This window comes from Tenuifilum sp. (assembly GCF_037481895.1).
Lineage (GTDB): Bacteria > Bacteroidota > Bacteroidia > Bacteroidales > Tenuifilaceae > Tenuifilum > Tenuifilum osseticum.
The window spans coordinates 36,156-52,038 of record NZ_JBBFKU010000002.1; the positions used below are offsets into that span (position 1 = coordinate 36,156).

At 40.3% G+C, this 15,883-nt stretch carries 14 protein-coding genes; 9 read left to right on the plus strand and 5 right to left on the minus strand.

Annotated elements, in window-relative coordinates; all coding sequences use genetic code 11:
• Nucleotides 1–74: 74 nt before the first annotated feature.
• Nucleotides 75–983 carry a nucleotidyltransferase family protein gene (locus WHS63_RS00815; protein ID WP_445203467.1) on the minus strand — a complete coding sequence of 303 codons (909 nt, stop codon included), beginning with the start codon at nt 981–983 and terminating at the stop codon, nt 75–77.
• Nucleotides 984–1,156: 173 nt separating this feature from the next.
• On the opposite strand from WHS63_RS00815, the gene WHS63_RS00820 reads away from it, so the two are divergent.
• The 8 genes from WHS63_RS00820 to mnmH all read left to right on the plus strand — a co-directional run bounded on the left by WHS63_RS00820 (nt 1,157) and on the right by mnmH (nt 8,816).
• On the plus strand, nt 1,157–2,029 hold the full coding sequence (locus WHS63_RS00820) for a peptidoglycan DD-metalloendopeptidase family protein (protein WP_445203468.1): 873 nt from the start codon (nt 1,157–1,159) through the stop codon (nt 2,027–2,029).
• Between the two features lie 98 nt (nt 2,030–2,127).
• The gene (locus WHS63_RS00825; protein ID WP_445203469.1) at nt 2,128–3,378 is read left to right on the plus strand and encodes a peptidase U32 family protein; all 1,251 of its coding nucleotides are present in this window, start codon (nt 2,128–2,130) and stop codon (nt 3,376–3,378) included.
• Nucleotides 3,379–3,422: 44 nt separating this feature from the next.
• The gene (locus WHS63_RS00830; protein ID WP_445203470.1) at nt 3,423–4,040 is read left to right on the plus strand and encodes a DUF4254 domain-containing protein; all 618 of its coding nucleotides are present in this window, start codon (nt 3,423–3,425) and stop codon (nt 4,038–4,040) included.
• The gene (locus WHS63_RS00835) at nt 4,015–5,091 is read left to right on the plus strand and encodes a glycosyltransferase family 9 protein (protein WP_445203471.1); all 1,077 of its coding nucleotides are present in this window, start codon (nt 4,015–4,017) and stop codon (nt 5,089–5,091) included. Before WHS63_RS00830 ends, WHS63_RS00835 begins: the two co-directional genes overlap by 26 nt.
• A gap of 13 nt (nt 5,092–5,104) precedes the next feature.
• Nucleotides 5,105–6,016, plus strand: coding sequence for a YitT family protein (locus WHS63_RS00840; protein ID WP_445203472.1), 912 nt, complete (start codon nt 5,105–5,107; stop codon nt 6,014–6,016).
• Nucleotides 6,017–6,026: 10 nt separating this feature from the next.
• Nucleotides 6,027–6,962 carry a ribosome small subunit-dependent GTPase A gene (gene rsgA, locus WHS63_RS00845; protein ID WP_445203473.1) on the plus strand — a complete coding sequence of 312 codons (936 nt, stop codon included), beginning with the start codon at nt 6,027–6,029 and terminating at the stop codon, nt 6,960–6,962.
• Nucleotides 6,963–7,005: 43 nt separating this feature from the next.
• Nucleotides 7,006–7,773, plus strand: coding sequence for a TIGR00266 family protein (locus WHS63_RS00850; RefSeq protein ID WP_445203474.1), 768 nt, complete (start codon nt 7,006–7,008; stop codon nt 7,771–7,773).
• 2 nt (nt 7,774–7,775) lie between these two features.
• A complete protein-coding gene (gene mnmH / locus WHS63_RS00855; protein ID WP_445203475.1) occupies nt 7,776–8,816 on the plus strand; it encodes a tRNA 2-selenouridine(34) synthase MnmH in 1,041 nt (346 codons plus the stop codon).
• Here the strand turns inward: mnmH and WHS63_RS00860 are convergent.
• From WHS63_RS00860 to WHS63_RS00870, 3 genes are all read right to left on the minus strand, one after another.
• Nucleotides 8,791–9,630, minus strand: coding sequence for a universal stress protein (locus tag WHS63_RS00860; protein WP_445203476.1), 840 nt, complete (start codon nt 9,628–9,630; stop codon nt 8,791–8,793). The two genes, mnmH and WHS63_RS00860, sit on opposite strands and share 26 nt — an antisense overlap.
• Nucleotides 9,631–9,709: 79 nt before the next feature.
• The gene (locus WHS63_RS00865) at nt 9,710–10,684 is read right to left on the minus strand and encodes a polyprenyl synthetase family protein (protein ID WP_445203477.1); all 975 of its coding nucleotides are present in this window, start codon (nt 10,682–10,684) and stop codon (nt 9,710–9,712) included.
• Between the two features lie 12 nt (nt 10,685–10,696).
• Nucleotides 10,697–13,048 carry an efflux RND transporter permease subunit gene (locus tag WHS63_RS00870; protein ID WP_445203478.1) on the minus strand — a complete coding sequence of 784 codons (2,352 nt, stop codon included), beginning with the start codon at nt 13,046–13,048 and terminating at the stop codon, nt 10,697–10,699.
• A gap of 178 nt (nt 13,049–13,226) precedes the next feature.
• On the opposite strand from WHS63_RS00870, the gene WHS63_RS00875 reads away from it, so the two are divergent.
• On the plus strand, nt 13,227–14,957 hold the full coding sequence (locus WHS63_RS00875) for a Na/Pi cotransporter family protein (protein WP_445203479.1): 1,731 nt from the start codon (nt 13,227–13,229) through the stop codon (nt 14,955–14,957).
• Between the two features lie 42 nt (nt 14,958–14,999).
• Here WHS63_RS00875 and atpG read toward each other — a convergent pair whose 3' ends face one another.
• A complete protein-coding gene (gene atpG, locus WHS63_RS00880; protein WP_445203480.1) occupies nt 15,000–15,878 on the minus strand; it encodes an ATP synthase F1 subunit gamma in 879 nt (292 codons plus the stop codon).
• Nucleotides 15,879–15,883 lie beyond the last annotated feature (5 nt).

Here is a 15,883-nt window from a genome sequence, read left to right on the forward strand (position 1 = left end):
AAAAGCAAAAGTAAAACTAAGAGCAAAATATCTAGCCCAAATGAGCTACATCAATAGTATCACACACCAAATTTTTACTTACTCCATAAAGGTGATGGATACACTCCTTTTTCCGTTAACTCTTTAAGTCGGTTAACAACCATGGGTCTATCACCGGGATATGTAACGCCAAACCACTCCGCCTTGGTTTCCAAAACCTTACAGCGGGCAATGCCCTCTTTAATGGCTCGGTTTACAACCGTGGGAATGTAAAATTCTGCCTTAACATTTCCAATCTGGTTGCTGAAAAAGTCGGTCATAAGTTTCTCGGTGTAGCCGAAAAAGTCAGTGGTGAAACCCCAGAAGTTCATCGATACGGGAACGCCTTCATCAACCTTTACTAAATTTCCATTTTCATCTTTGTACTTTACCTCGCCTTCAACGCGCTCAATGTGAGTGCGTTCAACTACATCTAATAGGTATCCATTTTCATCGGTTGAGCATACTCCGCGTGAAACAGCGCCTTGTTCCGAAAGGGTGTTTCCAAGCTTGTAACCAACCATAAAGTAACTTCCCTTGTCCAGGTTAGGTTTGGATAGTTCCTGAGCTAACACCCTAAAGGTGTCGAAACCATAGAAATCGTCGGCATTAATCACAGCAAAAGGTTCATTAATTAAATGGCGGGTTACCCATACTGCATGTGCCGTTCCCCATGGCTTTTCGCGGCCATCGGGTACTTTAAAACCCTGCGGAAGCATATCGAGTTCCTGAAAGGCAATTTCAACCTTTACATCGGAGCTGAAACGGTTACCAAAAACTTCCAAAAAATCCTTTTCAATGCTCTTGCGAATAACAAAAACAACTTTCCCAAAACCGGCACGAATAGCATCGTACACGGAGTAATCAATGATTGTTTCGCCATTGGGTCCTAATGCATCAACCTGCTTCAAACCACCATAACGGCTACCCATGCCAGCAGCCAAAATAACAAGTGTAGGTTTCATATCTTAAGATACTTAGTTAAAATTATTCTTAAATCAATTTTTTGCCGTATTATTAACAACTGATTGGACCAATTTCAAAACGTACTTATCTGCTTTCAGTAAATTTTTATGGTTTTGTTTTGCCATTTCGGCAAAGTTATTGAATGGTTATAAAAACAAAAACTTTATCGGCCATGAAAAGGTTTATCTTTTTAGTTGCACTTCTTAATGTTTTGATAATAAGCACAAATGCACAGAACAAAACTAAAAGTCAGCTGGAAGCCGATTTTGAAAAATTTAAGAAGGAGCGTGAACAGGATTTTCAGGATTTCAAGCAAAAGCGCGAAGCTGAACTAAAAAAAATGGAACAGGAGTACCTGGACTACTACAATGAAATGACTGGGCTAAAGAAGCATTATGTTGAGAAAAAGGAACCCGAAAAGGCTCAAACCGTTCAGGATATCATTGATTACGAAAACACAATTGCCAAAACATTGGGATACAAAATTCCCGAAAGGGTAAAGGAAAAAGTGGAAGCCAATACCAAGTCCGAAGTTTCAAAAAAGGAAGAAGTTAAAACAGATGCTGAGAATGTAAATGTTGAAGATAAAAAGCCCGAAGTGTCGTCATCAACATTTAAACCTGAGGCTGGCACTCGCGATGGGATACCGGTACTTACGCCTTTACCCAAAAGACTGGCCAAAATTACATCGCCTTTCGGTGTAAGAATTCACCCAACCCTAGGTCGGCCTGTTAAACATAATGGTGTGGATTTTGGCTCGGGGCGTGGGGCTGAAGTTTATGCAGCATCGAGCGGTAAAGTAGTGCTTGCCCAGTTCAACGGCACCTACGGAAATTATATCATAATTGAACATAATGATGGAACAAGCTCGGTTTATGCCCATTTGGATAAAATAACGGTTTCCAAGGGGAGCCCTATAAGAAAAGGCGATGTTATAGGTTATACTGGCAGTACCGGTCGAAGCACTGGACCACACCTTCATTACGAGGTTCGTATAAAGGGTATCCCAGTTGACCCCAAGGGATATTTGGTTGAAACCAAATAGGATTCTACTTTAGGTAAAAGGATGCACAATGCCCTAAACAATTTTAAATTAGGGTAAACACTAACTAATTTTCCTATTTTTGCAAAAAAATATTGCAAATGCTAAAACGCGAGGACATTGAGGTTATGGCTCCAGCGGGCAATTTTGAATCGCTCATGGCAGCCATACAGGGAGGAGCAAATTCGGTTTACTTTGGTGTTGGAAACCTCAACATGCGCGCTAAATCGTCAATAAATTTTAGTGTGGACGATTTACCGGAGGTGGTTCGCATTTGCAAAAAGAACAAGGTAAAAACATACCTTACCGTTAACACGGTAATTTACGATAGCGACATTCCTTACATGCATCAAATTATCGACACCGCCGCCGAAGCAGGTGTCAGCGCACTTATTATCTCCGACCAGGCTGCCATGCTTTACGCCCGTAAAAGGGGAATGGAAGTGCATATTTCAACACAGCTGAATATTAGTAATACAGAGGCACTAAAGTTCTACTCACAATGGGCCGATGTGGTTGTTTTAGCCCGAGAGTTAAATCTTGAACAGGTAAAAACTATTTACCAAAACATTCACTCGCAGAATATTACTGGGCCAAATGGCAATCCCATAAAAATAGAACTTTTTGCTCATGGGGCGCTTTGCATGGCTATATCGGGAAAGTGTTACCTAAGCTTACATGAGGCTAACTCGTCGGCAAACAGGGGAGCTTGCCTTCAAATTTGTCGCCGTTCATACACCGTAACCGATAATGAAACTGGCGCACAGCTGGAGATTGACAATGAGTATATAATGTCGCCCAAGGATTTGTGCACCATTAACTTCCTGGATAAAATTCTTGATGCGGGCGTTAGAGTTCTAAAAATTGAAGGCCGTGCCCGAGGCCCTGAATATGTTAAAACGGTAACACAATGCTATAACGAGGCGGTTACATCGGTTTGCAATGGAACCTATACGCCCGAAAAGGTTGATAATTGGATGCAGCGCCTTTCTACGGTATTTAACCGCGGTTTCTGGGATGGCTACTATCTTGGCCGCAGGCTAGGCGAGTGGAGCAAGGCTTATGGCAACATTGCCACTGAACGCAAACAGTATGTAGGAAAAATAACCAACTACTTCTCCAGGCTGGGTGTAGCCGAAATAACCGTTGAGGCCTCGGAGCTTTACCTTAACGACAAAATTCTAATTATTGGCCCAACAACCGGTGTTATTGAATATGAGGTAAAGGAACTTCGGGTCGATGAAAAACCTGCAGATTTTTCACCAAAAGGGGTAAAATGTTCTATTCCGGTTCCAGAAAAAGTGCGCAGAGCCGATAAGCTTTACCGAATAGTAAAAATGAATTCCGATTAGTAAAATATTTGTAAATTAGATGTTTAATTAAAACTCCGATTGATATGAGCTTCAGCCAACTTTGCAACAAAATTTTTTGGGACTGCACCCTGCACTATCACACCCTGGATAATGTTGATGCCCAACCTAACATTCCTTACCAGCCAGGAACCATTGAATTCTCGCTTTTTACCAAGAACTGGATTGATGCCGTTCAGTGGCATCTCGAGGATATAATCCGCGATCCCCAAATAGATCCCGTTGAAGCACTTAAAATAAAGCGCCGTATCGATAAGTCGAACCAGGATCGAACCGATTTGGTTGAAATGATTGATAGCTACTTTCTGGAAAAGTATAAGGACATCAAACCTCAATCCAACGCTACAATAAACACTGAAAGTCCGGCATGGGCAATTGATCGCCTCTCCATTCTTGCCCTAAAAATTTACCACATGGAGCAAGAGGTTAAACGAACCGATGTTTCAAAGGAGCATATCGACAGCTGCCAAAAGAAACTAAACACCCTGCTTGAGCAACGGGTCGATTTATCAACCGCAATCGATCAGCTACTCAACGATATTGAGCACGGGCGCAAGTACATGAAGGTTTACAAGCAGATGAAAATGTACAACGACCCATCGCTTAATCCTGTACTATATGGAGCAAAACAGCAAAAAGGTTAACGGATATCCTAAAAAGCTACTTGTGGTTAGGCTCAGCGCCATTGGCGATGTGGCCATGACCGTGCCTGCAATTTGGTCGTTGGTTAAAAACCACCCCAATGTGCAGGTTACCTTTGTATCGCAAGGATTTGCCCGCGATATAGTTAACCAAATTCCTGGCGTTTTGTTTGTGGAGGCAAATACCAATGGCCGACACAAGGGGTTGTTGGGAATTTGGCGATTGTTCACCGATCTCCGTAAAATAGATAGGTACGACGCTTTAGCCGACCTTCACAATGTTATTCGTAGCCAAATTCTCCGAAACTTATTTTTACTCTCGGGGCTGAAAAAAATATCTGTTATCAATAAAGGGCGCAGCGAAAAGCGCAAACTTGTAAGGCTAAAGAATAAGCGGCTCGTTCCACTTAAAACTACCCCTGAACGCTATATGGATGCGCTCCTTAGGCTCGGGTACACAATCAACGATGAGTTTGATTATCTTTTCCGCGAGGCTCGATTACCCGAAAACATTACAATCCACCTTGGATACAAGGACAAGCGGTGGATTGGTATTGCGCCTTTTGCCAAACATAAGGGAAAAATTTATCCGCTCGATAAAATGGAGCGAGTTGTTGAAATCCTTTCCGCATCAAAAACCAATAAAATCATTCTAATAGGCGGAGGTGGAAAAGAGCAAGAAATACTTGAGGGCTGGGAGAAAAAATATCCAAATACCATTTCCATTGCCCGCAAGTACAGCATTCTAAATGAACTCAAGATAATTTCGAACCTCGACGTAATGGTTTGCATGGATTCAGCAAACATGCATTTTGCATCGTTAGTAAACACCCCCGTTGTAAGCATTTGGGGTGCTACACATCCCTATGCAGGCTTTTACGGATGGAAGCAAAACCCCACAAGTGCCGTTCAGGTTGACCTTTACTGCAGGCCATGCTCCATTTATGGGAATAAACCCTGTTTCCGAAAGGATTACGCTTGCTTAAACCGTATTGAGCCGGAGGTGGTGGTGAATAAAATCAACACGGTAATTGACCGTTTCAACAGAATTTAAAATAAAAATAATTATGACTTACGTAACCAAAGAAAAGCTATTCAGCAAGGAATGGTTTAAAGCATATGCTTTAATACTGGTTGGATCGTTCATTCTTGCAGCAGGTTTTGTTCTATTCATCGACCCACACCGAATTGCCCCTGGTGGTGTATATGGTATTGGTATTATTGTCCATTACCTCACAAAAGGGATGTTCTCTTGGGCGCCCGATGGTTTTCCTATTGGTACTGTTGGTTTGCTGCTTAATATTCCGCTTACCATTATTGGTATAAGGGTTTTAGGCCCAATGTTTGGAATTAAAACGGTAGTTGGTTTTGTACTTTCATCGGTTTTTATTGATACTTTACACCTTTGGCTTGGATACGACCCCCTTGTTGACGATATGCTGCTTTCCTCAATTTTTGGCGGTGTTCTCATTGGCTTTGGGTTGGGCTTAATCTTTAAATCTAAAGCAACCTCGGGCGGTTCCGATATCATTGCAATGGTCATTGCCAAGTATACTCGTCTCCCCTTGGGCCAGCTGATGATTTACGTTGATTCAACCATCGTACTTTTAGCTTTGGTAGCTTTTCAGGACTGGAAAATTCCTTTATACTCCTGGGTGGTAATATACGTTACCGGTAAGGTGATTGATATGACCATTCAAGGGGTTAGCTACGATAAAGCCCTTTTCATTATTACCGATAGGCACGAAGAAGTTAAAAACAAGATTATTCACGATATTGAACGCGGCGGAACCATTATTAACGTGCAAGGTATGTACACCGGACACGATAAGAAAATGATTTTCACAAACGTATCGCGTCGCGAGGTTCATATGCTAAAGGATTACATCCAGCAAATTGACCCGAATGCTTTTATTACTGTAATTGATGCCAATGAAATTCTTGGAAATGGTTTTAAACCGTTAAACGAGAGTATGTAGCTTTTTACACATGGAAAAGGGATTGGTGTTAAAGAGTACCGGAAGCCATTACAGGGTTCGATTGAATGATGGCCGCGTGGTTGAGTGTGTACCACGGGGTAAACTTAGGCTTAACGAGATAAAAACAACCAATCCTATTACTGTTGGCGATTGGGTAAGCGTTGAGCTTAACCCCAACGGGGTAGGTTTAATAACCGCCATCCAAGAGCGAAAAAATTATATTATTCGTAAGGCCACAAACCTATCACGCGAGGCTCACATCATTGCTGCTAATATCGATCAGGCTTTACTGGTGGTTACAATTACACAGCCCGAAACCCAACTGGCATTTATTGATCGTTACCTGGTTACCGCTGAAGCTTACCGCATTCCTACTGTTATTGTCTTTAATAAGATCGACTTAGTTGATTCAGCCATTCAACCCGTGCTCGACAGCTACATCTCAATATACGAACCCATTGGATATAAGTGCCTAAAAGTTTCTGCCAAAACAGGTCAAAATCTCGATTTACTTAAACAAATACTTCAAGGAAGGGTTAACTTACTATCCGGAAATTCAGGGGTAGGTAAATCTACATTAATTAACCTCATTGAGCCTGGTTTGAATCTTAAAACCGCTGAAATTTCAAATGCTCATCTTAAAGGTAGGCATACTACAACCTTTAGCGAAATTTTTGAGCTAAGCTTTGGTGGATTTATTATTGATACACCGGGAATTAAGAGTTTTGGTTTGGTTGACATTGAAAAGGATGAGCTATACCATTTCTTCCCTGAGATATTTAAGCTATCCGACAAATGCAAGTACTACAATTGCACTCATATCCATGAGCCCGGTTGTGCTGTTATTGAGGCTGTTGACAAGGGCGAAATTGCACCATCGCGCTACTTGAGCTACTTGAGTATATACGACGACGAAAACGAAAAATATCGACCCAAATTAAAGTAATAGATCATTAGTATGTTTTTTAATAACTTTAATCCAATTGCTTATGAAATCGCACGAAATTGACTATAAAATTATTGGTGAATCCATTCAGCTGGTTGAAATTGAGCTTGACCCACATGAGACTGTAATTGCGGAAGCAGGTGCAATGGTTTACATGGAAAGTGGAATTGAGTTTGAAACAAAGCTTGGCGACGGCTCAAATCCCAGTTCAGGGTTTTTAGGTAAACTGCTTTCGGCTGGAGCTCGTGCTATAACCGGTGAATCGATTTTTATGACTCACTTCACTAACCATGGTATTGGCAAAAGGAAAGTTGCTTTTTCCGCACCCTACCCCGGCACTGTTGTGCCAATCGATTTGTCAAAGGTGGGGGGTAATCTTATAGTCCAAAAGGACGGGTTCCTGTGTGCGGCGCTTGGTACAAGTATTTCGCTCCATTTCAACCGAAAACTGGGAGCGGGCTTGGTTGGTGGCGAAGGCTTCATCCTTCAGCGCCTCAGCGGCGATGGTTTAGCCTTTGTGCATGCCGGCGGAACCGTGATTGAAAAGCAGCTCAACAATGAGACCTTACGAATCGATACCGGTTGCATTGTTGCCTTTGAGCCAACAATTGATTTCGACGTTCAAACAAGCGGAAATCTAAAAAGCATGCTCTTTGGCGGCGAAGGTTTATTCCTTGCCACCCTTTCCGGTTCCGGTAAGGTTTGGTTACAGTCCATGCCTATCAAGAAGCTGGTTCAGGCTCTTGCTCCTTACGGTAGAAATAGAGGAAAAGAAAATAGTTCAATACTTGGCAATCTTTTAGAAGATTAAAAATGGCTTCAACCATTAGTATCGATAAATTTATTGAACTATCAGATATTTACCCTGTTGTTGATGTGCGCTCACCTTCGGAATATGCTCGTGGGCATATTCCAGGCGCATTTAATATTCCCCTTTTTACCGACGAGGAACGTGCGGCTGTAGGAACTAAATATGTAAGGGAAGGACGACAACAAGCCGTTAGACTGGGACTTGAGCTGGTTGCTCCTAAGCTAAACTGGTTTGTTGATTCATTAAGTTCAATGGTTAACCAAAAAAACATTCTGGTTTACTGCTGGCGTGGTGGAATGCGAAGTGCCAGCATGAGCTGGCTTTTTGGCTTAGCTGGTTTTAAGCCCTTTACGTTGGAAGGTGGTTATAAGTCATTCAGGCGATACGCTCAGGCTGCTTTCGACAGGAAATATAAATTTATTGTTCTTGGCGGTATGACAGGTTGCGGTAAAACCGAACTTCTTAAAAAATTCAAGGAAAGCGGCGAGCAGGTTGTTGATCTGGAAGGGCTTGCCAACCATAAGGGTTCTGCTTTCGGCTGGATAAACCAGCCGCAGCAACCCACCACTGAGCACTTTGAAAATCTACTGTTTAATGAACTACGAAAGTTAAACCCCACACTACCTATCTGGATTGAGGATGAAAGCAAAAGTATTGGTTCTATTTTTATACCCCTATCTATTTATAACCAAATTATTAGTAGTCCTACCATTATTGTTGAAGCTGACCTAAATAGTAGAATCGACAGGTTGATTAGCGACTATACTGCATGCGATAAACAGGACTTAATATACTCGGTTGTGCGAATACAAAAGCGACTAGGGTTAGAAAAAGCAAAGCGTTGTATTGAACATATTGAATCCGGTAATCTTCGCGAAGCTATTGCCATTGCACTGGAATACTACGATAAAACATACCTTTACGGAATTGAGCAAAAGAAAATACCACCAAAGTTTTTAACCTTTGATGGTACAAGCAACGATATGATTGTTAAACTGACGTCGGTTGGTAAAAACATTACACACCCAGCGTTCCCGGATTAATGCAAAGTACTGGAATTTTGGCTTTATTAGCTATTACGTATTGCTCCTGAGCTCCAAAAACAAAATCGGTTAGATCGATATTAGGGGTTGTCATCACAATAATCAATTCAGCCTCAATATCGGTTGCCAGGTTAACAATCTCCTCCTGAAAACTTTTGCCCTTTGCGGCATTATGAATTTCCCAGTCCAGACCATTGGATTCAATATGCATTTTGGCAAAAGATAGGTTATTGTTAATTTTTTTCTGAACGCCTGAATCGAAAGCGTTTGGAACAATCACATGGATCTTGGAGCCAAACAACTTGGCAAAACGTATCCCCCATTGAATTTTCTCTTTATCCTCATCCCTGAACTCAACGGGCATAACAATATGTGAAAATCCCTTTGCCATATCGGGCTCATCCTGAACAACCAAGAATGGCACCTCGGAGCCGGCAATAACCTTTAGAGCCCAACTTCCAGTTAGCTTTTGTACCCCTTTAATTCCATGGGTACCCATAATTACCATTTCGGCATTTATTTCACTGGCAAACTCGCTGATAGTATCAAAAATATTGCCCTCTAATATGTGAGTTTTAACCTCAACGCCATACTCGTTTACTATTCTTTGCTGATCGTCCTTCAGCTTTTGGCTTGCATCATCCTCGTTAAACTTACTCTTACTGAATAAGCCGCCGGTTTGAATAACATGAACAAGGTTGATTTCAATGGGTTCCTTTGCAAGCTTCATCAGCTTTATGGCATGCTTTAGTGCATTTTCTGCAACAGGGGTAAAGTCCCAAGGAATTAGATATTTGTTAATATTTTCTGCCATAGGTTTTACATTTTAGTTCTAAAATTGGGTAGTTAAATTTACTAAATTTTAATTTAAAATCAATCCTTTAAACCAATTTTCAATTTTTTCGGCCAATTAACTTTGTTAATATTTGATTAAGCACATTTTTTCTGGATTCGCTCACTTTAAGCTGATTGATGGCCTGCGTGGCATTATTAAAGTATGTATCGATAATGCTTACCATTTCCTGCTGCACTTCCGCTTTACTGTAGTAATCCATTACCTTGCTAATCTTTAACTCGTCGGGCAATGATTTGTTGTTGTATAGCTCAATAAAGTCGTCTCTATGAGTCCCATTTAGCTTTTCGGCTGCAATAATGGTTAACATAGTTTTTTTTGCCGCAACAATGTCGCCACCAATGCGTTTACCAAAAGTACTTGAATCGCCATAACAGTCAAGCAGGTCGTCCTGAAGCTGAAAAGCCAACCCCATCGACCTGCCAAACTCACCAATAAGTTCTACATCATTCCTGCCTGCACCACCAATTACTGCACCAATCTGCAGAGCCCCTTTAAGTAATATTGATGTTTTTTGCTCTATCATTTTAAGATACTCATCGCGAGAAACCATGATGTCCGACTCAAAATCCATATCCATTTGTTGGCCCTCGCATATACCCATTGCAAAAGAGTTGAAAATATTAATGACCTCGGGTAAGATCGACTTATCAACCTGAACAAGCAACTTGTAGGCTAGCACTGTCATGGCATCCCCTGAAAGAATTGCAATATTGGGGTTCCACTTTTTATGAATAGTTACCAACCCTCTACGCATATCAGCGTTATCCATAATATCGTCGTGTACCAAAGTAAAATTATGGAAAATCTCAACAGCTAGAGCTGCCGATAAAGCTCGGTCAATATCTTCAGAGTAAAGATTACACGCTGCAAGTACAAGAGCCGGGCGAATTCGCTTACCACCCATACTCATTATGTATGCTATTGGCTCGTAAAGGTTTCTTGGTTCTCCTGTTAAATCAAGCTGTTTAATTGCTGAGTCAACTTTCTGGTTTATCGATTCAAGTGTATACATTTTGGTTAATTTTTACTCTTCGTCGTCGAAACCGCTACTCATTTCCATTACAAGTTCTTCCTCCTCGGGTTTTAATGGCTTTGGTTTATCAAATTGACGTAAAACCGAGGGAAGTACAAATAGGTTTGTAATAACGGCATACAGCAGGGTTATGGCAACCAAAAGCCCAAGTGCTTTTGTACCACCAAACCGGGAAGCAATAAATACACTAAATCCGAAAAGTAATACTATTGACGTATATATCATGCTAATGCCCGTTTCGCGAATTGCATGAAATATTGACTCTTTGATATTGAACTTGGTTAAATACAATTCCTGACGATACTTGGTAAGAAAGTGGATTGAGTTGTCAACAGCAATACCCAAAGCAATGCTAAATACAATTACGGTGCTTGGTTTTAGATTTATACCAAGAAAACCCATGGTGGCAGCAGTTAGTATTAGCGGAATAAGATTTATTCCAATGGCAAAAAGTACCATTCTAAACTTACGGAATAACCAAGCTATGGCAAGGGCAATAAGTATTACAGCAAGAATTAGGCTCGATGATAAACTATGTACTAAATATTTAATTCCATAGGTAGTAATTACACTTGCCCCAGCAATATGAACATTTGTATGCTCATCTTCAAAAATCTGCTTAATGTCATTGTTAATGCTGTCGAACAAAATGCTCATTTTTTCGGACCCAATGTCGGCCACATTGTACATTATTCTTACATACTGGCCGGTTGAGTCGGTCATTCGGGCATAAACATCACTAACACCAATGCTTCGAGGAATATATGACATTATAAAAGCTCGTTCAAAGGGGCCGGGTAGCCGGTATTGGCTCTCATTACCGTTATAGTAAGCTTGCCGGGCAAATTTTGCCATCTCGGCTATTGAAAAAGGTTTGGAAAGCTCCGGGTAGTCGATTAGTTTTTCCTGTAATCTTTCAACTTTTTGGTATACGGAATAGTTTTGGTAACCATTAGGTTTTCCTGTGTTGTATACTATTTCAAGAGGCATCACTCCGGTAAAATGGTTTTCAAAAAATTTCAAGTCGCGCTGTACCGGGTGATTATGGGGAACATCATCAACCATGTAACCGTTTGCCTTCAAGAGCGAAGCACCAAATATTCCAATAATCAAAACAAAAACCGTAATGGCAAAAACCCATTTGCGCTTGTAATAGGTGGTTAATACTATACGTGAAACCGCTTGTTTAAAAGTATTTCGATTAAGATGACTTAAGTGTCGAGCTTTGGGGGTAGGGCTTATGCTAAAGAAGAAAGGTATAACAATTAATGAAATAAGAAAAATACCTAGAACGTTTAAAAAGGCAATCAAACCAAACTCGCGTAAAATTTGTGTTTTAGTGAAAACAAATGTCACAAAACCTAATGCGGTAGTTAAATTGGTTAAAAACGTTGCACTACCAATTCGGTATATAACCCGGTAAAGAGCTTTGATTTTATGGCGGTGATGGGCTATTTCATGATGGTACTTGTTAATTAGGTAGATACAATTGGGAACCCCTATCACTATTAACAATGGCGGCACAACTGCAGTTAGCAATGTTAAATCGTAACCGAAAAGGGTAAGTGATCCTAACGACCATATTACGGCAGTACCCACTACCACCAAGGAAATAAATAGCACGCGGAATGAGCGGAAAAGCACTAAAAGAATAATTGCAGTAACCAGAGCAGCAAGGCCAACAAATAGGAACATTTCGTATTTAATCATTTCGGCCACCACTGCTCTTATGTAAGGTAAGCCAGAATAGTGGAGTGTGTTTCCGGTTCTAGCTTCGTATTCTTGTGATGCTTCCTTTACCTGGTTTATGATTTTAATGCGGTCTACCCTGGTCATCTTTTCTTTGTTCAGGGTTATAAGCATCAGGTAGGTGTTGGTTTCAGAATTATAAAGCAGCCCCTTATAGAATGGTAGGTTTTTAACCTGCTTACTAAGGGAATCCGGACTAATCGTATTAAGGTTATCCAGCAACTTTTTAGCTACGAACTTCCTGGTAACAGTATCTTTTTCCAGCGTAATAATATCGATAACAGAGAAAACGTTTTCTACACCATCTACTTGCTTGATTCTATTGGACAAATTTTCCCAAAGCAAAACTCTATCGCTACTAAAAAAGGTGGAATCCGTTACCCCAATAACCATAATATTCTCACCCTTCCCAAAAAGTTTTGCCAGCCTCTCGTTTTGGATATATATGCTATCGGTTTTTGGAACTAGGGGGATGGGTTTGTATGACAGCCGTACCTTGGTTGCCTTCCATCCCATGAACAAAGTAAATATCAGTAAAATTGATACAAGGATAAACCGTCTCTTTAGAATAAATCGGGCAAGCTTATGAAACATTACTTTACTGTTAGGATTCAATCAGCAATATTAGAAATAATATGGATATGTTGTTGCAGCTATAGCTAATCAATACATAAAATATTGATTTTTGATTTATACTGGTAAAAGTTACCTTTGCAAAAAATTGGTTGCAATTTTTTAATAATTTCTAGTTTTTTTAAACCAAAACATACCAATGAATTACGGACTTCTTGATCTTTTGAACTTAATTGGTTCGCTGGGACTATTCCTTTACGGAATGAAAATGATGAGCGAATCGCTCCAAAAGGTAGCAGGCGATAAGATGCGTGCCATCTTGAGTTCCATGACATCCAACAGGTTTATGGGAATCCTAACGGGCTTTCTTGTAACTGCAGTAATTCAGTCATCATCGGCTACAACTGTAATGGTTGTTAGCTTTGTAAACGCCGGTTTGCTATCGTTGGTTCAGTCTATTGGCGTGATAATGGGTGCAAATATTGGTACTACCATCACGGCATGGCTAATATCGCTTTTGGGTTTCAAGTTTAGCATTATACTTGTTGCAATCCCTCTAATTGGAGTGGGTTTTCCTCTCCTTTTTTCACGTAAGCAAAACCTCAAGTTTTGGGGAGAGTTTCTTATTGGCTTCTCTTTGCTTTTTATTGGTTTGGAATTTCTTAAAAATTCAGTTCCGCGAGTAGACCAAAACCCGGAGATGTTTGCATTCCTTTCCAATTACACCGATATGGGCCTCTTGTCGGTACTTCTCTTTTTGGGCATTGGTACGCTTTTAACCATAGTAATTCAATCATCCAGTGCAACCATGGCATTAACGCTAGTTATGTGCAACCAAGGGTGGATTTCATTTGAAATTGCAGCAGCCATGGTGCTTGGTGAGAATATTGGAACAACTATCACAGCAAATATTGCCGCAATTATCGGTAACGTTTCAGCCAAACGTGCAGCAAGAGCTCACTTCTTTTTTAATGTAATTGGAGTAATTTGGATGCTGTTAATTTTCTACCCATTTACCCGAACCATTGCTAATGTTTTAGTTGATATTACAGGTAAATCGCCTTATACCGATACAGTTGAAATACCCTTTGCTCTTAGCATATTCCACTCATCGTTTAATCTGATAAACACCTTCGTACTCGTTTGGTTTACACCTTTGCTCGTTAAACTGGTTACCTGGCTAACCCCTTCGAAAAAGGAAGAGGACGAAGAGTTTAGGTTGGTTCACATCAATGCCGGGTTAATGACTACAGCTGAGCTCTCATTGGTGCAAGCGCATAAAGAGGTTATTACTTTTGCCAAGCGCACTCACCGAATGTTTGGTTTTGTTCGTCAACTTTTTAATGAAACCAACGACAAGGAGTTCGACAGTATCTATCAGCGAATCGAAAAATACGAAGGAATAAGCGATAGGGTTGAAGTAGAAATTGCCACATACCTTAACAAGGTTTCAACCTACGAGCTTAGCGATGAAAGTTCACGTAAACTCCAGGCTTTATTTAGAATAATTAGCGAAATTGAATCGGTTGCCGATAGCAACTTTTCTTTAGCCCGAACCCTAAAACGCAAGCGTGAACAAAAGGTTTGGTTTAACCAGGAAATGCGCGATAACCTAAACAAATTGTTTGATATGCTCGATGAGGCATATAACATCATGAAGGAGAATCTTGAAATTAGCCAGCGAAGCGTTTCCATTAACTTAGGCCCAGTTTACGAGGTTGAAAGCAAGATTAACGAGTTCCGTATTTTTCTTAAAGAGGATCATATCAGAAGCATTGAGGCCAATAAGTACAAGTATCAGGCTGGTGTTATTTATAGCGATTTATTTAACGAAGCCGAAAAAATGGGCGATTACATCATAAATGTTTCTGAGGCAATTGCTGAAATTGAAAAACCGGTAAAGCATAAATCCTACCCTACCGGCAAATAGTTTAATTAGCTGATATAAAAAAGCGGGCTACAGCCCGCTTTTTTACTTACTGCTCAATGCATTTGCACCCGATACAATTTCAAGAATCTCCTTAGTAATTGCAGCCTGGCGTGCTTTATTGTATTCAAGGAGTAACTGATTGTGTAATGCAACAGCATTTTCTGTGGCCTGATGCATGGCTGTCATACGGGCGCCGTGTTCGGCTGCAACACTTTCAAGAATTGCCGAATGGATCTTGTTCAAAAGATAGTAAGGTAAAATACGCTCAACCAAAACTTGTGGGTTAGGTTCAATTATCGGTTTAATTTTATTTGTCTTTTTAGCTGTCCTTGAAATATTTATTGGAAGTAATTGCTCTGCTACCTGTTGCTGCGATGCAGCACTTTTAAACATATTGTAAATTAGAAAGACTTTATCGGCTGAACCATGCTTAAACTCATTAACCAGGGTATTAAAAATATCTTTTGTATTTTCAATATTAGGTTTATCAAGCATTTTATGGTTTAGCTCAATTACATTAAAACCCCTTCGGCTTAGTGCTTCGTGTCCCTTTTTACCTAAAGTATAGAATGTTACCCTGGCACTTGGGTGTCTAGCCGATATATACTTATATTGCTCAATTGAGTATTTAATGATATTTGAATTAAATGCTCCACACATGCTATTGTTGGAGGTGATAACAATCAAAACGATATTCTTTACTTGTTGTCTTTCGTTTACATAATCGCCACTTAATGAACCAATAAATTCAATTGATGATTGTAATATATTGTTTACTTGGTCGTTAAAAGGCCTAAAACGTAACACATTAATTTGTGCCTTTTTGAATTTAGCTGCCGAAACCATTTTCATTGCACTGGTAATCTTCTTTGTGGAAGCTACCGATGCTATTCTGGTTCGTATTTCTTTCAAATTGGCCATCCGAG